Genomic DNA, 23192 nt, shown 5'->3' with positions numbered 1-23192 from the left:
CCAGCCGACATGACGAATTCTCCATCCTCGAACCGGCAGCACACCGGCCAGGAACAGTTCCTGACGATACTGTCGCGCGAGGAGGCGCTGGCGCGCTTCGAGGCAGCGCTGTTTCCCAGGCCGCTGCCGACCGAAACGCGCGCCGTGGCCGATACGCTCGGGCTGGCGCTGGCGGATGACGTCGTGGCGCCGATCGACGTGCCGCCCTTCGACCGCTCCAACGTCGACGGTTTTGCATTGCGCGCGGCCGACGTTGCCGACGCCTCGCAGGCGCGCCCGGTCCGGCTTGCCCTCAACACCGAAACGATTGCCTGCGGTACGGTCCCGCGATTGCCGGTGTTGGCTGGAACCGCCACGCCCATTGCGACAGGCGGACCGCTGCCGCGCGGCGCCGACGCGATCATCATGGTGGAGCACACGCATCCGGCGGAAGCGGGCGTCATCGAGGTGAGGCGCGGCGTCGCGCCGGGCCAGTTCGTCTCCAGCGCCGGGTCCGACATGGCGCGAGGGGAGGTCGTGCTGCGCGCCGGAACGGTGATCGGCTCGCGCGAGATCGGCATGCTCGCCGCCTGTGGGATCGCAGAGGTAACGGTGGCTCGCAAGCCACGCGTCGCCATCCTCTCAACCGGCGACGAACTCGTCCAGCCGGGCGAGCCGCTGCCGCCGGCCGGCATCTACGATGCCAATGGCCCGATCGTAAGCGCGGCCGTCACTGAAAATGGCGGGGAAGCGCATTTTCTGGGTGCCTTTCCGGATGACGAAGCCAAGCTCGAGCAAGCGATGCGCGACGCGCTCGCGGCGCATGACGTCCTGATCCTGTCGGGCGGCACGTCCAAGGGGGCAGGGGACGTCAGCCATCGCATCATCGGCCGGCTCGGCAAGCCGGGCATCATCGCCCACGGCGTGGCGCTGAAACCCGGCAAGCCGCTCTGTCTGGCGGTGTGCGACGGCAAGCCGGTCATCATCCTGCCGGGATTTCCGACCTCGGCGATGTTCACCTTCCACGACATGGTGGTGCCGGTGCTCAGGCGCATGGCAGGGCTGCCGCCGCGCGTCGACGCGCAGGTGAACGCGCGAATTCCGTTCCGCATTCCGTCCGAACTCGGGCGCACCGAGTTCGTCATGGTGTCGCTAGTGCAGGGACAGGAGGGGCTCGCGGCCTATGCGACCGGCAAGGGCTCGGGCGCCATCACCTCCTTCACCCAGGCCGACGGCTTCATTCGTATCGAGGCCCTGGCCGATCACATGCCCGCCGGCGCCGACGTGTCGGTCACTCTGTTCACGCCGCAGGTGCGCGTTCCCGACCTCGTCGTCATCGGCAGTCACTGCACAGGCCTCGATCTGGTCATGGGCGAACTCTCGCGCGGCGGGATTTCGGTGCGCTCGCTGGCGGTTGGAAGCCTCGGCGGACTTGCCGCAGCCAAGCGTGGCGAGTGCGACCTTGCGCCGATCCATCTCTTCGACCCGAAGACCCAGAGCTACAATGAAAGCTTCCTGAGCGAGGGCCTCGAACTGGTGCCCGGCTGGCGGCGCATGCAGGGACTGGTGTTCCGCCCCGGCGACGCACGCTTCGAGGGCCGCGGCGCCGAGGAGGCGGTCCGCGCGGCGCTCGCCGATCCCGATTGCATGATGGTCAACCGCAATCAGGGCGCGGGAACGCGCATCCTGATCGATCAGTTGCTCGGCCCGGCCCGCCCCGACGGCTACTGGAACCAGCCGCGCTCGCACAACGCTGTCGCCGCCGCCGTCGCCCAGCAACGCGCGGACTGGGGCGTCACCATCGCGCCGGTGGCGCATGCGGCCGGGCTCGGCTTTATACCGCTGACGGAAGAGCACTACGACTTCGCGCTGGTGTCGGAGCGCAAGCAGCGGCCGGCGGTCCAGGCTTTTGTAGCCGCCCTTCGGTCACCCGAGATTCATGCTGCGCTGGAGCGGGCAGGTTTCAAGCCGGCCGTTTAGTTGGCGACCAGCGCAGCGAGCCGTTCGGCCTCGGCGAGATCATCGACCGTGTTGGCGTTGAAGAACGGGTCCACCGGCTCGACCGGCCAGGCCACGGTGGCGAGGCGGTAGCGGGCCGTCCAGCGGTCGATCTTGCGAAGGTCTTCGTCGATGAGCGCATGGCGCAACTCGTCCCGCAGTGCGACCTTCCAGAGCCCGATGACCGGATGGGCCTGGCCGCCGGACGCTGCTACGGCCAGGTCCGCCCCCTCGGCCGAACGCGCCTGCTGCAGGCGGGCGACGAGGTCGCGCGGCAGGAACGGGCAATCGCCGGCGGCGCTGACGACCCATTCGATGCCGGGTCTGTTTGCTGCGGTCCACTCCAGCGCGGCGAGTATGCCGGCGAGCGGCCCCGGATAGCCCTCGATCGTGTCGGCGACGACCGGCAGGCCGAAGCGGGCGAAGCGCGCGGGGTCTCCGTTGGCGTTGAGCACCAGCCCGTCGCATTGCCTCTCCAGCCGCTCGATGACGTGTTCGAGGATCGTGCGTCCGCCGATTTCGCGCATCGGCTTGTCGCCGCCGCCCATGCGCCTGCCGAGCCCGCCCGCCAGCACGACACACAGCGTTTCCAGTCGCTCAGTCGTCATGCTCGGCGCCCTTGCGGCGATGTCGCGACGCTTCCTCGTCCACCGAGGCCGCGTCCTGGTCGAAGATGATGCGTTCCTGGCCCGAAAGCGCGGTGAAGCGCTTGCCGCGCGCCCGGCCGACCAGCGTCAGCCCCACTTCGCGGGCCAGCGCCACGCCCCAGGCGGTGAAGCCCGAGCGCGAAACCAGGATCGGGATGCCCATCCGTACCGTCTTGATCGTCATCTCCGAGGTCAGCCGGCCGGTGGTGTAGAGGATCTTGTCGGAGGGATCGACGCCATGGCGGTACATCCAGCCGGCGATCTTGTCGACCGCGTTGTGGCGGCCGACATCCTCCATGTAGCAGACCGGCGTCCCTTCCTTGCAAAGCACGCAGCCATGGATGGCGCCGGCTTCGAGATAGAGCGAGGGAGTGGTGTTGATCTTGTGCGTCAGCGCGTAGAGCCAGGAGGTGCGAAGCACGGCGGCGGGGAGGGCGATGTCCTCGATCGCCTCGAGCAAGTCGCCGAATGCCGTGCCTTGCGCACAGCCCGAGGTCTGCGTCCGCTTCTTCAGCTTCTGCTCGTAGTCGGTGTTGCGCTCCGTGCGCACGACCACGACCTGCAGGTCCTCGTCATACTCGACGCCGGTCACCACATCGTCGGCGAGAAGCATGTTCTGGTTCAGGAGGTAGCCGAGCGCGAGATATTCGGGATAGTCGTTGATCGTCATCATGGTGACGATCTCCTGCGCATTGAGGTAGAGCGTCAGAGCGCGCTCGACGGGCACGCGGACCTCTACCGCCGCGCCAGTATGGTCGACGCCCGCAACCAGTTCAGTCAGCCGCGGGTCCTGTGGGTCCGGCATGACGACGGGCTGGTCCGGTTGGGCTATCATCTGGTGCATGCGGCCTCCTGAAGTCGTATTCCGGTCGCGCCGGCTTCGGCTTGACCCCTACCTTATAGCCTGTTGAAACGGAGGCTGGTTAAAAAAGCCCGGATTGGCGCGACGGACTCCGCACGCCGGTGGACTGAGAAGGTAGATGGCGCAACTCTCGGATGATTGCTTCGCTTTCGGCGGGCCGATGCAGCCCATCGACGAGGCTGCTGCGTTGATCGCATCGAAGCTCAGCGCGGTCGAGGAGATCGAGACGGTACCCTTGGCGCAGGCGGACGGCCGCGTCCTGGCGAAGGATATGAGGGCGCCGCTGGCGCTGCCGCCGTTCACCAATTCCGCCGTAGACGGCTATGCCGTGCGGGGCGCCGACCTGCCGCAGACCGCCGAAACGGCCTTCGCCCTTGCCGGAAGGGTCCAGGCCGGCATGGCACCCGATATGTCGGTGTTGTCAGGCGAAACCATACGCATCTTCACCGGCGCTCCAATGCCCGACGGGGCAGACACGGTGTTCATGCAGGAAGACGTGCGCGTGGACGGTGCCGGCAGCGTCCTGCTTCCGCCCGGCCTGAAAAGGGGGGCGAATGTGCGCCCGGCCGGCGAGGATATCGCGCTCGGCGAGACCGTTCTGCCCGCAGGCCACCGCATGCGTCCGCAGGACGTCGCGCTCGCCGCCGCCCTGGGGTTCGCCGACGTCGAGGTCAGACGCAGGATACGGGTCGCGGTGTTCTCGACCGGCGACGAGATCGTGGCTCCGGGAGGCATGCGCGGACCGGCGCAGCTTTTCGATTCCAACCGGTTCATGCTGATGGCCATGCTCGCGCGCCTGGGCTGCGAGACCATGGATCTCGGCATCCTGGCCGACGACAGGGACCTGATTGCAGGTCGGCTGAGCGACGCGGCGTCGACGCACGACCTGATCCTGACCTCGGGTGGCGTGTCCACAGGCGAGGCCGACTGTGTGCGGGCTGCCGTCGAGAGCGTCGGAAGCCTGGTCTTCTGGCGCGTGGCGATCAAGCCCGGCCGGCCGGTCGCCATGGGCGTGATCAGGGGAGTTCCGCTGATCGGGCTGCCCGGCAATCCCGTGGCGAGCTTCGTCACCTTCGTGCATATCGCCCGCCCGGCAATCCTCGCTCTGGCGGGAGCACGGCCGCAGCCGGCAATCCCGACCGCGGTCCGGGCCGCCTTCTCCTACCGCAAGAAGTTGGGCCGGCGGGAATATGTCAGGGCCAGCCTGCGCGCGACCGACGACGGAGGCTTCGAGGCGATGAAATTTCCCCGCGAGGGGGCAGGGCTCCTGTCGTCCCTCGTTGCCACCGACGGGATCGTCGAGCTGGGCGAACAGACGACGCGGGTCGAGCCGGGCGAGATCGTCCGGTTCCTGGCCTATTCGAGCTTGATCTAGGGCCTTGCTGCGGGCGTCTGGCTGATAATCCGCAACCCTTGGCGTCGATTGACGATGCCGCGCCGGGTCGGGCATGATGAATCACCATGATGACGAAGCTCGACCTGACGGGGCTGAAATGCCCTTTGCCGGCGCTCAAGACCCGCAAGGCGCTGAAATCCCTGAGGCCGGGCGAACGGCTCGAGGTCCAGTGCACCGACCCACTGGCGATCATCGATATTCCCAATCTGCTCAATGAGATAGGGGATAGTCTTGAATCGACGCAGCGCGACGGCGACCGCATCGTGTTCGTGATCGAGAAGATGCAGGCTGCGACGACGTGACGGAGTTGCGCCTGGGTCTCTCGCGGTTCCATGATCTTGCGAGGCAATGCGCAGATCGGGTCGTGCAGGGAACATATCGTGCCTCATAATCAACATCCTCGGATACCCGAAATGTCGTTAAGAGTGACGGGCGTTTCGCTCGGGGAGATGAGAGCATGACCATGCAGGATCGACGGCCGCGGGACCGCGGACCCAAGGGGCGGGCGCTCGACGATGGCGCGCTGGCCGAGGTCCGGGAACTGCTTGGCGCTCGCGAGCGGCGGCGCGACCTGCTGATCGAGTTCCTGCATCTGATCCAGGATCGCTACGGCTGCCTGTCGGCGCGGCATTTGCGGGCGCTGGCGGAGGATATGCGCCTGTCGCAGGCCGAGGTCTACGAGGTGGCGACCTTCTACGATCATTTCGACGTGGTGAAGGAAGGTGGCACGCCGCCGGCGCCGCTGACGATCCGCGTTTGCGATTCGGTGAGCTGCATGCTGGGCGGCGCCGAGGCGCTGCTCGGCGAATTGCAGGCGAGCGCCGATCCGGCGGCGATCCGCGTGGTGCGAGCACCCTGCATGGGCCGTTGCGCCGGCGCGCCTGCGGCGCGCATCGGTGACCGCGAAGTCGACGAGGCCTCTGCTGAGAGCCTGTTGCGCATGGCCGCGGCGGGCGAGGTCGGTGTCGAGGTGCCCGACTATGTCGGTTTCGACGCGTATCGCCAGGCGGGCGGATACCAGCTTTTGCAGCAGGTTCGCGCTGGGGCGCGGACCACCGACGAGATCATCGCCATGCTGGGCGATGCAGGCCTGCGCGGCCTCGGCGGCGCCGGCTTTCCGGCCGGCAAGAAATGGGGCTTCGTCCGCTCCTATCCGGGCCCGCGCCTGATGTCGATCAATGGCGACGAAGGCGAGCCCGGCACGTTCAAGGACCGCATCTATCTCGAAAAAGATCCGCACCGTACCTTCGAGGGGGCGTTGATCGCGGCCCATGCGGTCGAGGCCGAGCGCATCTATTTCTACATGCGAGACGAATATCCGGCGGTGCTGGCCATCCTGCGCACCGAGATCGCCGCGCTGGAGACGGCCGGCATCGTCAGCCCTGGCTTCATCGAGCTTCGCCGGGGCGCCGGCGCCTATATCTGCGGCGAGGAGAGCGCGATGCTGGAAAGCATCGAGGGCCGGCGCGGCATGCCGCGCCACCGCCCGCCCTATATCGCGGAGGTCGGCCTGTTCGGTCGTCCCACCCTCAACCACAATGTCGAGACGCTGTGGTGGATCCGTGACATCGTCGAGAAGGGGCCAGCCTGGTTCGCAGGCATGGGCAAGCCCGGCCATCCCGGCATCCGCTCCTGGTCGGTTTCTGGCCGCGTGAAGGAGCCCGGCGTCAAGCTGGCGCCTGCCGGCATCACCGTCCGCGAGCTGATCGAGGACTATTGCGGCGGCATGGCCGACGGACATGAGTTCAAGGCCTATCTGCCGGGCGGCGCCTCCGGTGGCATCCTGCCCGCCATGCTGGGAGACATACCGCTCGATTTCGGCGGCGAGCTTGCCAAGCAGGGCGCCTTCGTCGGTTCGCATGCCGTGGTGGTGTTCTCGCAGGCCGACAACATCAAGGACGTCACGCTCAATCTCATGAAGTTCTTCAAGCATGAGAGCTGTGGCAAGTGCACGCCCTGCCGCGAAGGAACCGAAAAGCTGGTGACCTTGTTGAAGGAAGACGGACCGCTGCCGGAGAACGACATCCGCGACCTCGAAATGGTCATGCGTGATTCATCGATCTGCGGCCTGGGCCAGGCGGCGCCCAACCCGGTCAACCATCTGCTGACGCATTTCCGGAGTGACCTCTGATGGCAAACAGCGTCGTATTCACGCTCGACGGCAAAACCGTCACCGCCCAGGAAGACGAGACGATCTGGGACGTCGCCAAGCGCGAAGGCACGAAGATCCCGCATCTGTGCCATGTCGACATGCCGGGCTATCGTCCTGACGGCAATTGCCGCGCCTGCATGGTCGACATCGAAGGCGAGCGCGTGCTGGCCGCCTCCTGCATACGCAAGCCGGCCGCCGGCATGATCGTGAAGACCGACACCGAGCGCGCCGAAAAATCGCGCCAGATGGTGTTCGAGCTTCTCGCCAGCAACATGCGTCCGGCAAGCGACGGTCCCGATAACCAGTCGGCCTTCTGGAAATGGGCCGATTCGATGGGCATCGCGCGGGGTCGCTACGAATCCCGGTTCGTCAGTGACGACATGCGGCCCGAGTTCGACATCTCGAACCCTGCCATCGCGGTGAATCTCGACGCCTGCATCACCTGCGGCGCCTGCGTGCGCGCCTGCCGCGAGGTGCAGGTCAACGACGTTATCGGCATGGCCGAACGCGGCAACCATTCGGTCCCGGTCTTCGACATGCACGACCCGATGGGCCTGTCGACCTGCGTGACCTGCGGCGAGTGCGTCCAGGCCTGCCCGACCGGGGCGCTCTACGAGAAATCGCTGATGGATGAGGCGGGCAGGACCCGCGTCGTCCAGGAATTCGACCGTGTTGTCGACTCGGTCTGCCCGTTCTGCGGCGTCGGCTGCCAGACCAAGGTGGCGGTCAAGGACAACCGGATCGTGCAGGTCGATGGGCGCGACGGTCCGGCCAACGAGAACCGGCTGTGCGTCAAGGGCCGCTTCGGTTTCGACTACGCGATGTCGCCCGAACGGCTGACCAAGCCGCTGATCCGCCGCGATGACGCACCCAAGGCAGGCGACATCGACCTGCGGGGCGTCGATCCGCTGACGATCTTCCGCGAAGCCACCTGGGAAGAAGCGCTGGAGCGCGCCGCCGGCGGCCTGAAGCGCATCCGCGACGAGCATGGCGGCAAGGGGCTGGCCGGCTTCGGCTCGGCAAAAGGCTCGAACGAGGAAGCCTATCTCTTCCAGAAGTTCGTGCGGCAGGGTTTTGGCACCAACAATGTCGACCACTGCACGCGGCTCTGCCACGCCTCTTCGGTGGCCGCGCTGATGGAAGGCGTCGGCTCGGGCGCCGTCTCGGCGCCGTTCATGGACGCCATGAAGGCGGAGTGCGTGATCATCATCGGAGCACGGCCCGCCACCAACCATCCGGTCGCCGCCACCTATTTCAAGCAGGCGGTGAAGCGCGGCACCAAGCTGATCGTCATGGACCCCCGCGGCCAGGACCTGATGCGCCACGCAACCCACGCCCTGCGCTTCAAGCCCGGCAGCGACGTCGCCATGCTCAACGCGCTGCTGCATGTCATCGTCGAGGAGAAGCTCTACGACGAGCAGTATATCCAGGCCAATGTCTCGGGCTTCGAGGCGCTGAAGGAGAAGGTCAAGGATTTTTCGCCCGAGGCGATGGCCCCGGTCTGCGGCATCGACGCCAAGGTGTTGCGCGATGTGGCGCGCACCTACGCCAAGTCCGAGCGCTCCATGATCTTCTGGGGAATGGGCGTCTCGCAGCACACTCACGGCACCGACAATTCACGCTGCCTGATCGCGCTGGCGCTGATCACCGGCCATGTCGGGCGTCCCGGAACCGGGCTTCACCCGCTGCGCGGCCAGAACAACGTGCAGGGCGCTTCGGACGCCGGGCTGATCCCGATGTATTTCCCCGACTACAAGTCGGTGGAGAACATCGACATCCGCAGCCAGTACGAGAATTTCTGGGGCCAGACGCTCGATCCGAAGCGCGGGCTGACGGTGGTCGAGATCGTCGATGCCATCCACGAGGGTGAAATCCGCGGCATGTACATCATGGGCGAGAACCCGGCGATGTCGGACCCGGACCAGAGCCACGCCCGCGCCGCGCTCGCCAAGCTTGAACATCTGGTGGTCCAGGACATTTTCCTGACCGAGACGGCCTGGCATGCCGACGTGGTTCTGCCGGCCTCGGCCCATGCCGAAAAGCTCGGCACCTACACCAATACCAACCGACAGGTGCAGATCGGCCGCCCGGCGCTCGACATGCCTGGCGAAGCGCGCCAGGACCTCGACCTGATCGTCGAGCTTGCCCGCCGCATGGGCCTCGACTGGAACTACGGCCACGTCTCGGAGGTCTACACCGAGATGGCAAAGGTGATGCCCTCGCTGAAGCATATCTCCTGGGAGCGCATCGAGCGCGAGGAATCCGTCATCTATCCCGCCGACGGTCCGGATGTTCCCGGCAACGAGATCGTCTTCACCACCGGTTTCCCGACCACGGACGGGCGCGGGCGCATCGTGCCGACCGACCTGCTGCCGCCCGACGAGGTGCCCGACGAAGAGTATCCGCTGGTCCTCACCACCGGCCGCCTGCTGGAGCACTGGCATACCGGCGCCATGACCCGGCGTGCCGGCGTGCTCAACGCCATCGAGCCCTATGGCATCGCCGCGATGAACCCCTACGAGATCAAGCGTCGTGGCCTGGCGCAAGGCGACGTCATCGCCGTGGAGACGCGGCGCGGTACGGTCGAGGCCATTCTGCGCGCCGACCGGGAGGTCGCCGACGGCATGGTGTTCATGCCGTTCTGCTTCAACGAGAGCCCGGCCAACATGCTCACCAACCCGATGCTCGATCCTTACGGAAAGATCCCGGAGTTCAAGTACTGCGCCGCGCGAATTGTGCCGGCATCGGAGATGGCCGAAGCGGCTCTATGAGGAATGCAATGCGGCGACTTGTTTTGCTGACCATGGCTCTGGCCCTGATCGGATGCCAGAGCACGACCACCGACCGGAACGCGCGGCCCAAGGGATGCGACGCTCGAGCACTCGACAGCGGTCTGTGCGTGCCGGGCGAATACGACAGCGAATAGCGTTCGCCCCCGTTCGTCCGTTTTATCGGCGAAACGAAATTCAGCGACACCGCACTTGGTGATTGCGCCGCCCGCTGCTATCTTGAGGGTAACTCAAAACAAGCGCGTGCAGCGTCCTTAAGGTTCGCGCGGCGCATCGAAGGATAGCAAGGTGGAAGACCGCGACACCGGCGCTGGCGCGTCGGAAGCGGGTGCGCCGGGAACCTTTCCGTTGCCGTCGACGGGCGCGGAGGTTTCTCTAGCCGACAGGGGAGCCGTCCCGGCCGCCGTCGGCGAAGACAGCGGATCGCATCCGAAACCCAAGGGCAAGAGACGCCGCAAGCGCAGGCGCGGACGCAAGGTTTTCGCGCGCGGTGACGGCCAGGCCGCAGGCGTTCCCGCATCGGCGCCGGATGCCCGCACAGAGCCGCCGAAACCGGCTCCGGCGGTCGCGACGGCCGCACGTACCGCGGAGCCTGCGACGGGGCGACGCGAGCCGCGCCAGCCTCATCCCAATGACCTGCCTGTCTTCGCAGCGCTGGATCTAGGCACCAACAATTGCCGTCTGCTGGTGGCGGTGCCCGGCCGGCCCGGCCAGTTCCGCGTCATCGACGCTTTCTCGCGTATCGTCCGGCTCGGCGAGGGCCTTGTGACGAGCGGACGCCTGTCCGAAGCCGCGATGGACCGCGCCGTGGAGGCGCTGAAGGTCTGCGGCGACAAGCTGCGCAACCGCTCGATCGAGAAGGCGCGGCTGATTGCGACCGAGGCCTGCCGGTCGGCGGCGAACGGCGCCGAGTTCCTGGCGCGGGTGAAGGCCGAGACCGGCCTGACGCTCGAAATCATCGACCGCCAGACCGAAGCGCGTCTGGCCGTCTCCGGCTGCGGCTCGCTGGTCGAGCGAGACACCGAAGGCGTCGTGCTGTTCGACATCGGCGGCGGCTCGTCCGAGATCGCGCTGATCGACGTCAGGGGGCAGCGGTCGCCGCGACTGGCCAGTCATATCGTCGCCTGGACGTCGCTGCCGGTCGGCGTCGTCTCGCTCGCCGAGAAATTCGGCGGACGCGAAGTGACCCGCGAGAGCTTCGCCGCCATGATCGGTCACGTACGGTCGCTGCTCGACAGCTTTTCCGGCCGCAACGGCCTCGATCATGTCATGCATGGCGGGAAATTTCATTTGCTCGGCACGTCCGGCACCGTCACCACGCTCGCCGGGGTGCATCTCGACCTCGACCGCTATGACCGCCGCCGCGTCGACGGCCTCTGGATGGATGGCGGCAGCGTCGACCGCATGATCGAGAAGCTGCTCGGCTGGGATTTCCAGCAACGCGTCAACAACGCCTGCATCGGCGCGGACAGGGCCGACCTTGTGCTTGCCGGCTGCGCGATCCTTGAGGCGATCCGCGGCATCTGGCCGGCCGAGCGTCTGCGTGTCGCGGACCGCGGCCTGCGCGAAGGCATCCTTTCGGAGTTGATGGGAGACTCGGGCGTATGGCGGCGCGGCTGGCGAGGCGGAGCCCGAGCATGACGAAAAAGCCCGCGAAGCCCGGTGCAGACCGCGTCCTGCGCACCAAGGTCAAGAAGAAGCGCGGCCTGAAGGAATCGTCGCGTCGCTGGCTCGAGCGGCACATGAACGATCCCTATGTGCAGCGCTCAAAGGCCGAGGGCTATCGCTCGCGCGCAGCCTACAAGCTGATCGAGATCGACGACCGTTACAAGCTGCTGAAGCCCGGCATGAAGGTCATCGATCTCGGCGCCGCTCCTGGTGGCTGGTGCCAGGTCGCGGCTGCCCGCACCAAGTCGAACGCCGAGAAACCGCATGTCGTAGGCATCGACTATCTCGGCATGGATCCGGTGCCCGGCGCTGCCGTGCTGGAGATGGATTTTCTTGATGACGCGGCGCCGGCCAAGCTGGTCGAAGTGCTTGGCGGCGAGCCCGACATCGTGATCTCGGACATGGCGGCCCCCACGACCGGCCATCGCCGTACCGACCATATCCGTACCGAGCATCTCTGCGAGGTGGCTGCTGATTTCGCCATCTCGGTGCTGAAGCCCGGCGGGCATTTCCTGTCGAAGACGTTCCAGGGCGGCACGGAGCACGCCGTGCTCGATCTCCTGAAGAGGAATTTCCGCTCGGTCCATCACGTCAAGCCGCCGGCCTCGCGCGGCGAATCGGTCGAGCTCTATCTGCTGGCCAAGGATTTCAAGGGCCGCGACCAGCCTGACAGCGACAGTTAGGCCGCCGGCGGTTCTTCGCCCGCCGGCCCGCGCACCCGATGGCCCGAGACCGAACTTCCCGCGTCCTTGGGCAGGGTGGCAAACGGCACCAGCGCGAACAGGGTGATCGCCCCGACCACGACGAAGGCCGTCGTAAAGGCGGCCGGCCCGATCGGCTCCCCGGTCAGGTAGGTCATGCCTTCGAGGATGCCGCCGCCGACGGCGACGCCGATCGCGACGGTGATCTGCTGCGACGCCGCCGATATGGCGGTCGCCTGGCTGGCATCCTTGTCGTCTATGTCGGCGAACACCAGCGCATTGGTCGACGTGAAGAACAGCGAGCGCAGGAAGCCCGCCCCGACCAGCACGGCGATGATCACTGCGTGCGGGGTCTCGGGCGTGAACAGCGCACTCGCGGCGATGAAGCAGCCGGAAAACGCCGCGGTGCCGAGCAGGACGTTCCGGAAGCCGCCGGCGCGCAACGTGAACGGTGCCAGGAACTTCATCGCCAGCGCGCCGAGGGCCGATGCGAAGGTCAGCATACCCGACTGGAAAGGCGTCAGCCCGAAGCCAAGCTGGAAAAGAAGTGGCAGCAGGAAGGGCGTGGCGCCGGCGCCGATGCGGAAGATCGAGCCGCCGGCTATCGCCGTGCGAAAGACCCGGTTGCGGAACAGCCTGAAATCGAGAACGGGATGCGCCCGCCGCCGGGCATGACGCAGATACGCCGCGCCGGCCAGGATCCCGGTGAGAAGCACGATGACGCCGACGATCGGTGGCAGGGCCGGCAGGCTGACCACCGACAGGCCGAAAACCACTCCTGAAGCGGCGACGGCGGATAGCAGGAAACCGACTACATCCAGCGGTTTCACCCCGCTTGGCGGGATTTCGGGCAGGAAACGTCCGGCCAGCCAGATTCCCGCGAAGCCGATCGGCACGTTGACGAGGAATATCCAGTGCCAGCTCACATAGGTGGTGATGAAGCCGCCGATCGGTGGCCCGACCAAAGGGCCGATGACGCCTGGAATGGTCAGCCACGCCATCGCGGAAACGAGGTCGCGCTTGGCGGTGGAGCGCACGAGGACCAGCCGCGCCACAGGCGTCATCATCGCGCCGCCCATGCCTTGCAGGAACCGCGCCAGCACGAACTCCGTCAGCGATCCCGATACTGCGCAGGCGATCGAACCGGTCACGAAGACGGCAATTGCGATGCGGAAGACGCGCTTGGCGCCGAACTTGTCGGCCACCCAGGCGCTGACCGGGATGAAGATGGCGAGCGAGACGAGATAGGCGGTCAGCGCCAGCTTCAGCGCGATCGGCGAGGTGCTGATGTCCTCCGCGATGGCCGGAAGCGAGGTCGCGATGACCGTCGAATCCATGTTCTCCATGAAAAGCGCGACCGCGAGTATGAGCGGGACGGTTCTGTTCATGGCGATGTCCGGGGCGGCGGACGCAGAGGAGGATCGGCAATCATCCTGCAATGCGCGTTATCATGACGCGGGCCGCGCTGTCGCGTGTTTTGTCGGTTGCTGGCTCCGGCCGACGCCCGTGTCGAGAGCATCGTCTGCCGCCATCGTACTGCGACCGAAAATCCACGGGCCAGCCGCTTTTCTTTGACGGCCGGACGTGTTACCAGCCGCTGCCATCCTGAAAGGGAATATTCGAGTCGGCGCGGTCCAATGGGTTCCGCGCCTGCTTCGTTTTTAAAAGGATCGGCCATGGCGAAGATCATCGAAACCTCAACCGGCGCCACCGCGCTGACCTTCGACGACGTACTCCTCCAGCCGGGCCATTCCGAGGTGATGCCGGGCGAGACCGATCTCCGGACCCGGATCGCCGTCGACATCGACCTCAATCTCCCGATCTTGTCGGCAGCGATGGACACCGTGACCGAAGCCCGGCTTGCCATCGCGATGGCGCAGGCCGGCGGCATCGGCGTCATCCATCGCAACTTCAAGCCCGCCGAGCAGGCCGAGCAGGTCCGCCAGGTGAAGAAGTTCGAATCGGGCATGGTGGTGAACCCCGTCACCATCGGCCCCGAGGCGACGCTGGCCGACGCCCGCGCGTTGATGAGTGCGCACGGCATTTCCGGCATTCCGGTTGTCGAGAACGCCGGCGCCGGCGGACAGAAGACGGGCCGGCTGGTCGGCATCCTCACCAATCGCGATGTGCGCTTTGCCTCCGACCCGTCCCAGAAAGTCTACGAACTGATGACCAAGGAGAACTTGGTCACGGTGAAGGAGACGGTCGATCCCGAAGAAGCCAAGCGGTTGCTCCACCAGCGCCGGATCGAGAAGCTGCTGGTCGTCGACCCCGCGGGCAACTGCGTCGGGCTGATCACGGTGAAGGACATCGAGAAGTCGCAGCTCAACCCGAACGCGTCCAAGGACGCGCAGGGCCGGCTGCGTGTTGCTGCGGCGACCACAGTCGGTGAAGATGGCCTGGAACGCGCCGAGCGGCTTATCGACGCCGGTGTCGATCTGCTGGTCGTCGACACCGCGCACGGCCACTCGCAGCGTGTGCTTGACGCCGTGGCGCGCGCCAAGAAGCTTTCCAATTCGGTGCGCATCATGGCCGGCAACGTCGCCACCGCCGCAGGGACGCAGGCGCTGATAGACGCCGGCGCCGACGCCGTGAAGGTCGGCATCGGTCCCGGCTCCATCTGCACCACGCGCGTCGTGGCTGGCGTCGGCGTGCCGCAGCTTTCGGCGATCATGTCGGCGGTCGAGACCGCGCAGCGCGCCGGCGTGTCGATCATCGCCGACGGCGGCATCAAGTTTTCCGGGGACCTCGCCAAGGCGCTCGCGGCAGGCGCAAGCGCTGCCATGGTCGGCTCGCTTCTTGCCGGCACCGAGGAGAGCCCGGGCGATGTCTACCTGCACCAGGGCCGCTCCTTCAAAGCCTATCGCGGCATGGGCTCCGTCGGGGCGATGGCGCGCGGCTCCGCCGACCGCTATTTCCAGGCCGAGGTTCGCGACACGCTGAAGCTCGTGCCCGAAGGCATCGAGGGGCAGGTTCCCTACAAGGGACCGGTTGCCGGCGTACTCCACCAGCTTGCCGGTGGCCTCAGGGCGGCGATGGGGTATGTCGGTGCGCGCGATCTTGTCGAACTGCGGGAGAGGGCGACCTTCGTGCGCATCTCGCCTGCCGGCCTGCGCGAAAGCCACCCGCATAACGTGTCGATCACGCGCGAAAGCCCGAATTATTCCGGCATGTGAGCGGACGGCGGGCTAGAGCAATTCCAGCAAAAGTGCGCAGCGGTTTTGCGCCCGGAATTGCGTAAAACAAATAGATAGAGCGGTTCCGCGATTCGGAGAAAACGGAAACGCTCTAACTGCCCGCCGTTCAGGTCCCGATCTCGAAGACCGCAATCCTGCGGCGCTCGAACTTGATCGCGATCTCGCCGCGCACCAGCCGCAACGCCTGCTCGCCGAACACTTCGCGGCGCCAGCCGTGCAACGCCGGCACATCGGCCTCGGTGCCTTCCGCTGCGATACGGTCGATATCGTCGCTGGACGCCAGCACCTTGGCCGCGACGCCTTCCTTTTCGGCGACCAGCCGCAGCAGCACCTTGAGCAGTTCCGCTGCGGCGCTCGATCCCTCGGTATGCTGCGGCGCCTTCGGCAGCCGGGGCATCTGATCCCTGGGGATGGCGAGAGCCGCATTGATCGCGCCGAGCAGAGCCGTCGCCGTCGCCGACCGTTCCCAGCCTTTCGGGGTGGTTCTCAGCTTGGCCAGCGCGGCGGCATCCCGCGGCTGCTGCTGGGCGATCTCGTAGATCGCGTCATCCTTGAGCACGCGTCCGCGCGGTACGTTGCGCTCGCGCGCTTCGTGCTCGCGCCAGGTCGAGACGGACTGCATCACCGCCAGCTCCTGCGGCTTGCGCAGGCGCATCTTCAGCCGCTTCCAGGCATCCTCGGGCTTGGGATCGTAGGTGGATCGCGAGGTGAGGATCTCCATCTCCTCATTCAGCCAATGGGCGCGGTCCTCGCGTGCGAGTTCGACCTTGAGGTGCTGGTAGACGTCGATCAGGTGGGTCACGTCGGCAAGCGCGTAGGCGAGCTGCTTGTCCGACAGGGGACGGTGCCGCCAGTCGGTGAAGCGCGACGACTTGTCGAGCTGCGCTCCGGTGATCTTCTGTACGAGCTGGTCGTAGGAGACGCTGTCGCCGAAGCCGCAGACCATCGCCGCCACTTGGGTGTCGAAGACCGGGTGGGGGATCAGCCCGCCGAGATGGAAGACGATCTCGATGTCCTGCCGCGCGGCGTGGAAGACCTTGGTGACGGCCTCGTCGGACATCAGCGCGAAGAACGGCTTCAGGTCGATCTCGGGCGACAAAGGATCGATCAGCGCGGTCACGCCGGGCGCTGCCATCTGGATCAGGCAGAGCTCGGGCCAGAAGGTGGTTTCGCGGATGAACTCGGTGTCGACGGTGACGAATTCGGATTTCCCCAATTCGTCCATGACGGAGTCGAGCTCAGCCTGGGTTGTAATCACATGCATGAAAAGTCTTCGATCAACAGGATGATCCGCTTCCATTCCAGCCAATGGCGCATTCGTCAAGCGTAGACGGCGAAAGGTTGGCCGTCACTCCTCCGTCGGACCTTTGCCGGAGCCGCCGCTCCGCCGCGCCAGGCGGGCAAATATCGGCGACGTGCGCAGCAGCGCCGTAAAGGGTCCGCGCCGGCTCGCAGGGACGGCATCGCGGGCCAGCATGCGATAGACGATGATCAGGATGAACACAGCGTAGATCGTCGCGCAGAAGATGAACAGCCAGTGTGGGCCGAAGCGCTGCATGAAGAAGGCGGCGAGCAGCGGTCCTCCGATCGCGCCGAAGGAGTAGAACAGCATAAGCGCGGCGTTCACGAGCACGAATTCGCCCTTGCCTGCGCGGTCGTTGGCGTGTGCGGCCGAGAGCGAATAGAGCGGCATGGCGAAGGAGCCGAACACGAAGACCAGCACGAAGTTGGCGAGCGGCCCCGTTCCGGCCAGGAAGACGAGCGACAGGGCGGAAAGCATGGCGCCGCACGTGGTGATGAGCAGGATGCGTCGCCGGTCCCAGAGATCGGAGAGGTGACCGAGCGGATACTGGATGATGGCGCCGCCGATGATGCCGATGCTGACGAAGGTGACGACGTCGGTCACCGACATGCCGATCTGCTCGGCATAGACAGGCGAAAGCGTGCGGAACGAGCTGTTGGTCAGGCCGACGGCGACGCAGCCGGCCGCGCCGAGCGGCGAAATCCGCCATACGCGGGCGAGGTCGAGCTTCACGTCCTCTGGTGCTGTCGGATTGGAGCGGTCGCCCAGCGATACCGGCACCAGCGACAGCGTGATCATGATCGACATGATGGCGAAAATGGCGAATCCGCCTGCGCCGAACACCGGAATAAGGAACTGTGCGCCGGTGACCGAGCCGATGTCGATGATGCGGTAGAGCGCCAGCACACGCGCGCGGTCGCGGTTCTGCACGCCGGAATTCAGCCAGCTTTCCATGATGGTGAACAGTCCCGCGAAGCAGAAGCCGGTGGCGAAGCGCATCGCCGACCAGAACACCGGATCGATGATCAGCACGATGAGCAGGGTGCCCGCCGAGGCGATCGCCGCCAGCGCCGAGAAGGAACGGATATGGCCGACCGCCTTCAGGATGCGCGTGACGAAGACGCAGCCGAGCAGGAAGCCGCCGAAATAGGCGGTTCCCATGAAGCCGATGGTGGCCGGCGAGAAGCCTTCCTCGGCGCCGCGCAGCGCGATCAGCGTGCTTTGCAGTCCGTTGCCGCCGAGCAGTATGCCGGCTGCGATGAGGAGGGGGATCAGGGGGCGGATCGAGGACATCAGCGGCCGCGGCGATCTCTAGGGATGGCGGTGCACGCGGCCATGCGCCTTTGTGCTATCCGGAACGAGGGCGATAGGCCGCTGTCGTTTGAGGGAAGAATTTTGGAATGTCCCGACGTCAATCGAAAGTACCCCGGATAAGGACCGCAAGGCTGGACGATGCGCAAGCGCTAAGTCGAGCAGACTTTTCGTTTGCCATCGCAAAGGAGGCGCGTGGCCCATTCGTCGACTCGGTCGGCGAGATCGTGCCCGTGACGCCCTATACGAAAACATATGGCTTCGATGAGGCGGAATTCGCCCGCCATGCGCGGGAATCCGACCTGTTCGCGATCGTTGCGGATTTTGACGGGCGTGACGAACCGATCGGCTATGCGCTGGCCGCCGTCGATTGGAACGGCTTTACCGTCGTCGACGACATCGCGGTCGACAAGGCGTATCGCGGCATCGGCGCCGCGCGCGCCCTGATGGATGCCGTAAGGCACTGGGCATCCGAACGCCGGCTTGCCGGGATCAGGCTCGAAACCCAGTCCAACAATCTTGCCGCGTGCCGATTCTACGAAAGTTATGGATTCGTTTTGGGCGGCTATGACAAGCATCTTTACAGGGCTCTGCATCCCGGCACGCGCGAGGTTGCGCTGTTCTGGTACCTGATGCTCGCCAAATAGCCCTTTTCCTTGACAAACTGCCCCTTGCATGCGCTTTTCCGCGCGAATTTTAGGCCGGCTACGGTTGCCGGCATCTTTGAATGTTCCGGAACAAGATATGACGATGCACCGCTACCGCAGCCATACCTGCGCACAATTGAAGAAATCCGATGCCGGAAAGAATGTGCGGCTCTCCGGATGGGTTCACCGCGTGCGCGATCATGGCGGCCTGCTCTTCATCGATCTGCGCGACCATTACGGCATGACGCAGATCGTCGCCGATCCGGATTCGCCGGCATTCAAGACAGCCGAAGCGGTCCGCGGCGAATGGGTCATCCGCATCGACGGCGAGGTCAAGGCGCGTATGGCGGAAGCCGTAAACCCGAACCTGCCGACCGGCGAAATCGAGGTGTTCGCCCGCGAAATCGAGGTGCTGTCGGCGGCTAAGGAACTGCCGCTGCCGGTATTCGGCGAGCCCGATTATCCCGAGGATATCCGCCTGAAATACCGCTTCCTCGACCTGCGCCGCGAGACGCTGCACAAGAACATCGTCGCCCGCACGAAGATCATCGCCGAGATGCGCAGGCGCATGGAAGGAGCGGGCTTCACCGAGTTTTCGACGCCGATCCTGACCGCTTCCTCGCCCGAGGGCGCGCGCGACTTCCTGGTGCCCAGCCGCATCCATCCCGGCAAGTTCTACGCGCTGCCGCAGGCGCCGCAGCAGTACAAGCAGCTTATCATGGTGTCGGGCTTCGACCGCTATTTCCAGATCGCGCCCTGCTTCAGGGATGAAGATCCCCGCGCGGACCGCCTGCCGGGCGAATTCTACCAGCTCGACCTCGAAATGAGCTTCGTCGAGCAGGACGACGTGCTCGCCACCATGGAGCCCGTCATGCGCGGCGTCTTCGAGGCGTTTGCCGAGGGCAAGCCGGTCACCCAGGAGTTCCCGCGAATTCCTTACGACACGGCCATGCGCAAATACGGCTCCGACAAGCCCGATCTGCGCAATCCGATCGAGATGCAGGAGGTCTCGGAGCACTTCCGCGGCTCCGGCTTCAAGGTGTTCGCCAACATCCTCGCCAACGACGCCAAGGCTGAAGTCTGGGCCATTCCGGCGAAGACGGGCGGGTCACGCGCCTTCTGCGACCGCATGAACTCCTGGGCGCAGGGCGAGGGCCAGCCGGGCCTTGGCTACATCTTCTGGCGCAAGGAAGGCGACAAGCTCGAGGGCGCCGGTCCGATCGCCAAGAACATCGGCGAGGAGCGGACGGAAGCGGTCCGCGTCCAGCTCGGGCTGGAAGACGGCGACGCCGCGTTCTTCGTCGCCGGCGACCCGAAGAAATTCGTCAAGTTCGCGGGCGCTGCGCGCACCCGGGCCGGCGAGGAGCTGAATCTCGTCGACCGCGACCGCTTCGAACTCTGCTGGATCGTCGATTTCCCCTTCTACGAGTGGAACGAGGACGAGAAGAAGATCGACTTCGGCCACAACCCGTTCTCGATGCCGCAGGGCGGCATCGATGCACTGACGGGCGCGGATCCGCTGTCGATCAAGGCGTTCCAGTACGACATGGTCTGCAACGGTTTTGAGATCGCCAGCGGTGGCATCCGTAACCACCTGCCGGAAACCATGGTCAAGGCGTTCGAACTGGTCGGCCTCGACCGCGACACGGTCGAGGAAAATTTCGGTGGCCTTTATCGCGCCTTCCAGTACGGCGCTCCGCCGCATGGTGGCATGGCTGCCGGCGTCGACCGCGTGGTCATGCTGCTGGTCGGCGCGCAGAACCTGCGCGAGATCACCATGTTCCCCATGAACCAGCAGGCCTACGACCTGCTGATGAATGCGCCGTCCGAGGCGACGCCGACGCAACTGCGTGAACTGCACCTGCGGACGATCCCGCCGCAGAAATAGGTTCAGCGGTCGCCGTCAAGCGATTCATTTGATTCAGGAAAAGGCCCGGCCACCTTGCCGGGCCTTTTCACTACGCGGCTACGCCGACGGAAGAACGGCTGACGGCGCGGTTTCTCAAGCGGTACTTGCCGCGAATCAGCCACTCGGATAACCCCACGCCATGGGAAAAAGCCTTGTTCCGCCCCCTTCCGGCGGGGGCGACCACATCGAGCCGGTCGACCTGAAGAAAGCGCTGGAAGAGCGCTACCTCGCCTATGCGCTGTCGACGATCATGCATCGTGCGCTGCCGGACGTGCGCGACGGGCTGAAGCCGGTGCACAGGCGCATCATGCATGCGATGCGGCTTCTGCGCCTCAACCCCGACCAGGGCTTTGCAAAATGCGCCCGCATCGTCGGCGAGGTGATGGGCAAGTTCCACCCGCACGGCGACCAGTCGATCTACGATGCGCTGGTCCGCCTCGCGCAGGACTTCGCCGTTCGCTACCCGCTGGTCGACGGTCAGGGCAATTTCGGCAATATCGACGGCGATAACCCGGCGGCCATGCGCTATACCGAGGCGCGCATGACGGCCGTGGCGACCGATCTCCTCGAAGGCATCACCGAGGACGCTGTCGACTTCCGCCCGACCTACAACGAGGAAGACGAGGAGCCCGTCGTCCTTCCCGGCGCCTTTCCAAACATCCTCGCCAACGGTTCGTCCGGCATCGCGGTCGGCATGGCGACCTCGATCCCGCCGCACAACGCCGCCGAGCTTTGCGCTGCAGCGCTTTATCTGATCGACAATCGCGATGCGTCCGTCGCCGACCTGATGACGTCGCCCGATCAGTGGGCCGACATCGAGCGGCGCCACCAGGAAGAGCTGCGCAAGGAAGACAAGGACGCGGTGAAGCGTGCCGAGGCCATCCTGCACGAATGCAAGGTGAGGGGCCCCGATTTCCCGACCGGCGGCATGGTGGTGGACGGCTGGGCCTCGATGATCGAGGCCTACGAGACCGGACGCGGCGGCTTCCGCCTGCGCGCCATGTGGCAGCAGGAGGATCAGGGCAGGGGCACCTGGACGATCGTCGTCACCAAGATCCCCTACCAGGTGCAGAAGTCGAAGCTGATCGAGAAGATCGCTGAGCTCCTTCTGGCCCGCAAGCTGCCGCTGCTGGAAGACGTGCGCGACGAAAGCGCCGAGGACATCCGCATCGTGCTGACGCCGAAGAGCCGGACCGTCGACCCGGGCCTGCTGATGGAGTCGCTGTTCAAGCTGACCGAGCTCGAGACACGCTTCCCGCTCAACATGAACGTGCTGTCGCGCGGCAAGGTGCCGAACGTGCTGTCGCTGAAGAGCGTGCTGTCGGAGTGGCTGGAACACCGCAAGGACGTTCTGCTGCGCCGTTCCCGGCACCGGCTCGGCGAGATTGAGAGGCGCCTCGAAATCCTCGCCGGCTACCTGATCGCCTATCTCAACATCGACGAGGTGATCCGCATCATCCGCGAGGAGGACGAGCCAAAGCAGGTCATGATGGCCCGCTGGTCGCTCACCGACAACCAGGCGGAAGCCATCCTCAACATGCGCCTGCGCGCCCTGCGCAAGCTCGAGGAGATCGAGATCCGCAAGGAGCATGAGGCGCTTACCGCCGAGAAGAAGCAGATCGAGGCGCTGCTCGGCTCGCCGGCAAGGCAGTGGAAGACCATCCGCTGGGAAGTCGGCGAGACCCTGAAGAAATTCGGGCCCTCGACGGAGCTTGGCCGCCGCCGGACGGATTTCGCCGACGCGCCCGAGCACGACGTCGCCGACATCCACCACGCCATGATCGAGAAGGAGCCGATCACCGTCGTGGTCTCCGAGAAGGGCTGGCTGCGGGCGATGAAGGGCCACCTGACCGACTTCTCGCTGCTCACCTTCAAGGAAGGCGACAGCCTGAAACTCGCCTTCCCGGCGCAGACCACCGACAAGATCCTCGTCTTCACCACCGGTGGCAAGTTCTACACGATCGGCGCCGACCGGCTGCCCGGCGGCCGCGGCCATGGCGAGCCGATCCGCATCATCGTCGACATGGAGAACGACCAGGACATCGTCACCGCCTTCGTGCACGACCCCAAGCGCAAGCTCCTGCTCGCTAGCCACGCCGGCAACGGCTTCATCGTTCCCGAGGCCGAGGTCGTCGCCAACACCCGCAAGGGCAAGCAGGTGATGAACGTCAAGGCGCCGGACGAGGCCAAGCACTGCGCGGTCTTTGCGGGCGACCATCTCGCCATCGTCGGCGAGAACCGCAAGATGCTGATCTTCCCGCTTTCCGAGATACCGGAGATGGCGCGCGGCAAGGGCGTCAGGCTGCAGAAATACAAGGATGGCGGCGTGATCGACCTCAAGACCTTCTCGGTCGCCGAGGGGTTGTCCTGGCAGGATTCCGCAGACCGCACCTTTACGCGCAGCCGCGAGGAACTGGCCGAATGGTTCGGCGCTCGCGCCTCGGCCGGCCGCATCGTGCCCAAGGGTTTTCCGCGTACCGGCAAATTCGGGTAGCGTTTTCTAGGATTTAAGGCCGTTTTCTGCCTGCGTACGCGAGCGTGCGCAGACGTAGCGGCTTTTTCCGTTTGAAGCCTACAGATTGGCTGCGGATTCTCCGTCATTCAGGGGCCGCGAAGCGGAACCCGGAATCGGC

General features: G+C 65.6%; 16 protein-coding genes. 11 read left to right on the top strand and 5 right to left on the bottom strand.

What is annotated here, in order from left to right; genetic code table 11:
- Nucleotides 1-9: 9 nt before the first annotated feature.
- Nucleotides 10-1959 (top strand): molybdopterin biosynthesis protein, encoded by a 1950-nt coding sequence (locus tag D8676_RS15865; RefSeq protein WP_121582040.1) that lies wholly within the window; start codon nucleotides 10-12, stop codon nucleotides 1957-1959.
- Here the strand turns inward: D8676_RS15865 and mobA are convergent.
- Entirely contained in the window at nucleotides 1956-2585 is a 630-nt protein-coding gene (gene mobA, locus D8676_RS15860; RefSeq protein ID WP_121582039.1) for a molybdenum cofactor guanylyltransferase MobA, read from the bottom strand. The two genes, D8676_RS15865 and mobA, sit on opposite strands and share 4 nt — an antisense overlap.
- Nucleotides 2575-3468: a formate dehydrogenase accessory sulfurtransferase FdhD gene (locus D8676_RS15855; RefSeq protein ID WP_121582038.1), complete on the bottom strand. Its 894-nt coding sequence runs from the start codon at nucleotides 3466-3468 to the stop codon at nucleotides 2575-2577. The genes mobA and D8676_RS15855 overlap by 11 nt, the downstream gene beginning before the upstream one ends.
- A gap of 136 nt (nucleotides 3469-3604) precedes the next feature.
- Between D8676_RS15855 and glp the strand changes: the two genes are divergently transcribed.
- The 6 genes from glp (at nucleotide 3605) to D8676_RS15825 (ending at nucleotide 12174) form a co-directional block, all read left to right on the top strand.
- Nucleotides 3605-4861, top strand: a complete 1257-nt coding sequence (glp, locus tag D8676_RS15850) for a gephyrin-like molybdotransferase Glp (RefSeq protein WP_121582037.1) — start codon at nucleotides 3605-3607, stop codon at nucleotides 4859-4861.
- 89 nt (nucleotides 4862-4950) lie between these two features.
- A complete protein-coding gene (locus D8676_RS15845) occupies nucleotides 4951-5184 on the top strand; it encodes a sulfurtransferase TusA family protein (RefSeq protein WP_121582089.1) in 234 nt (77 codons plus the stop codon).
- Between the two features lie 155 nt (nucleotides 5185-5339).
- On the top strand, nucleotides 5340-7013 hold the full coding sequence (locus tag D8676_RS15840) for an NAD(P)H-dependent oxidoreductase subunit E (RefSeq protein WP_121582036.1): 1674 nt from the start codon (nucleotides 5340-5342) through the stop codon (nucleotides 7011-7013).
- Nucleotides 7013-9805, top strand: a complete 2793-nt coding sequence (fdhF, locus tag D8676_RS15835; RefSeq protein ID WP_121582035.1) for a formate dehydrogenase subunit alpha — start codon at nucleotides 7013-7015, stop codon at nucleotides 9803-9805. The genes D8676_RS15840 and fdhF overlap by 1 nt, the downstream gene beginning before the upstream one ends.
- A gap of 306 nt (nucleotides 9806-10111) precedes the next feature.
- A complete protein-coding gene (locus D8676_RS15830) occupies nucleotides 10112-11464 on the top strand; it encodes a Ppx/GppA phosphatase family protein (protein ID WP_121582034.1) in 1353 nt (450 codons plus the stop codon).
- Entirely contained in the window at nucleotides 11461-12174 is a 714-nt protein-coding gene (locus D8676_RS15825; protein ID WP_121582088.1) for an RlmE family RNA methyltransferase, read from the top strand. Before D8676_RS15830 ends, D8676_RS15825 begins: the two co-directional genes overlap by 4 nt.
- Here the strand turns inward: D8676_RS15825 and D8676_RS15820 are convergent.
- Complete coding sequence (locus tag D8676_RS15820; RefSeq protein ID WP_281034285.1) at nucleotides 12171-13631, bottom strand: MFS transporter; 1461 nt, start codon at nucleotides 13629-13631, stop codon at nucleotides 12171-12173. The genes D8676_RS15825 and D8676_RS15820 overlap by 4 nt on opposite strands.
- A 237-nt stretch (nucleotides 13632-13868) precedes the next feature.
- Here D8676_RS15820 and guaB point away from each other — a divergent pair, with 237 nt between their 5' ends.
- Nucleotides 13869-15368 (top strand): IMP dehydrogenase, encoded by a 1500-nt coding sequence (guaB, locus tag D8676_RS15815; protein WP_121582032.1) that lies wholly within the window; start codon nucleotides 13869-13871, stop codon nucleotides 15366-15368.
- Nucleotides 15369-15495: 127 nt separating this feature from the next.
- Here guaB and rnd read toward each other — a convergent pair whose 3' ends face one another.
- Both rnd and D8676_RS15805 read right to left on the bottom strand, forming a co-directional pair.
- Nucleotides 15496-16653: a ribonuclease D gene (rnd, locus tag D8676_RS15810; protein ID WP_121582031.1), complete on the bottom strand. Its 1158-nt coding sequence runs from the start codon at nucleotides 16651-16653 to the stop codon at nucleotides 15496-15498.
- A gap of 84 nt (nucleotides 16654-16737) precedes the next feature.
- Entirely contained in the window at nucleotides 16738-17985 is a 1248-nt protein-coding gene (locus D8676_RS15805; protein ID WP_121582030.1) for an MFS transporter, read from the bottom strand.
- Between the two features lie 245 nt (nucleotides 17986-18230).
- On the opposite strand from D8676_RS15805, the gene D8676_RS15800 reads away from it, so the two are divergent.
- The 3 genes from D8676_RS15800 to D8676_RS15790 all read left to right on the top strand — a co-directional run bounded on the left by D8676_RS15800 (nucleotide 18231) and on the right by D8676_RS15790 (nucleotide 23053).
- A complete protein-coding gene (locus D8676_RS15800) occupies nucleotides 18231-18650 on the top strand; it encodes a GNAT family N-acetyltransferase (protein ID WP_210210730.1) in 420 nt (139 codons plus the stop codon).
- Between the two features lie 103 nt (nucleotides 18651-18753).
- Nucleotides 18754-20538, top strand: a complete 1785-nt coding sequence (aspS, locus tag D8676_RS15795) for an aspartate--tRNA ligase (protein ID WP_183097120.1) — start codon at nucleotides 18754-18756, stop codon at nucleotides 20536-20538.
- Between the two features lie 160 nt (nucleotides 20539-20698).
- Nucleotides 20699-23053 (top strand): DNA topoisomerase IV subunit A, encoded by a 2355-nt coding sequence (locus D8676_RS15790; protein ID WP_121582027.1) that lies wholly within the window; start codon nucleotides 20699-20701, stop codon nucleotides 23051-23053.
- The last annotated feature ends 139 nt before the right edge of the window (nucleotides 23054-23192 follow it).

Origin of the sequence: Mesorhizobium sp. YM1C-6-2 (genome assembly GCF_003666685.1) — a bacterium.
Lineage (GTDB): Bacteria > Pseudomonadota > Alphaproteobacteria > Rhizobiales > Rhizobiaceae > Mesorhizobium_K.
Note: the sequence above shows the minus strand (reverse complement) of the source record. Positions and strands in the feature narration are given on the sequence as shown.

Excerpts from the sequence above, each read along its gene's own strand:
- fdhF (WP_121582035.1), top strand. The coding sequence starts at position 7,013 with ATGGCAAACAGCGTCGTATTCACGCTCGACGGCAAAACCGTCACCGCC.
- D8676_RS15805 (WP_121582030.1), bottom strand. The coding sequence starts at position 17,985 with ATGTCCTCGATCCGCCCCCTGATCCCCCTCCTCATCGCAGCCGGCATA.
- aspS (WP_183097120.1), top strand. The coding sequence starts at position 18,754 with ATGCACCGCTACCGCAGCCATACCTGCGCACAATTGAAGAAATCCGAT.
- D8676_RS15865 (WP_121582040.1), top strand. The coding sequence starts at position 10 with ATGACGAATTCTCCATCCTCGAACCGGCAGCACACCGGCCAGGAACAG.
- D8676_RS15840 (WP_121582036.1), top strand. The coding sequence starts at position 5,340 with ATGACCATGCAGGATCGACGGCCGCGGGACCGCGGACCCAAGGGGCGG.
- glp (WP_121582037.1), top strand. The coding sequence starts at position 3,605 with ATGGCGCAACTCTCGGATGATTGCTTCGCTTTCGGCGGGCCGATGCAG.
- D8676_RS15790 (WP_121582027.1), top strand. The coding sequence starts at position 20,699 with ATGGGAAAAAGCCTTGTTCCGCCCCCTTCCGGCGGGGGCGACCACATC.
- mobA (WP_121582039.1), bottom strand. The coding sequence starts at position 2,585 with ATGACGACTGAGCGACTGGAAACGCTGTGTGTCGTGCTGGCGGGCGGG.
- D8676_RS15855 (WP_121582038.1), bottom strand. The coding sequence starts at position 3,468 with ATGCACCAGATGATAGCCCAACCGGACCAGCCCGTCGTCATGCCGGAC.
- guaB (WP_121582032.1), top strand. The coding sequence starts at position 13,869 with ATGGCGAAGATCATCGAAACCTCAACCGGCGCCACCGCGCTGACCTTC.
- rnd (WP_121582031.1), bottom strand. The coding sequence starts at position 16,653 with ATGCATGTGATTACAACCCAGGCTGAGCTCGACTCCGTCATGGACGAA.
- D8676_RS15825 (WP_121582088.1), top strand. The coding sequence starts at position 11,461 with ATGACGAAAAAGCCCGCGAAGCCCGGTGCAGACCGCGTCCTGCGCACC.
- D8676_RS15845 (WP_121582089.1), top strand. The coding sequence starts at position 4,951 with ATGACGAAGCTCGACCTGACGGGGCTGAAATGCCCTTTGCCGGCGCTC.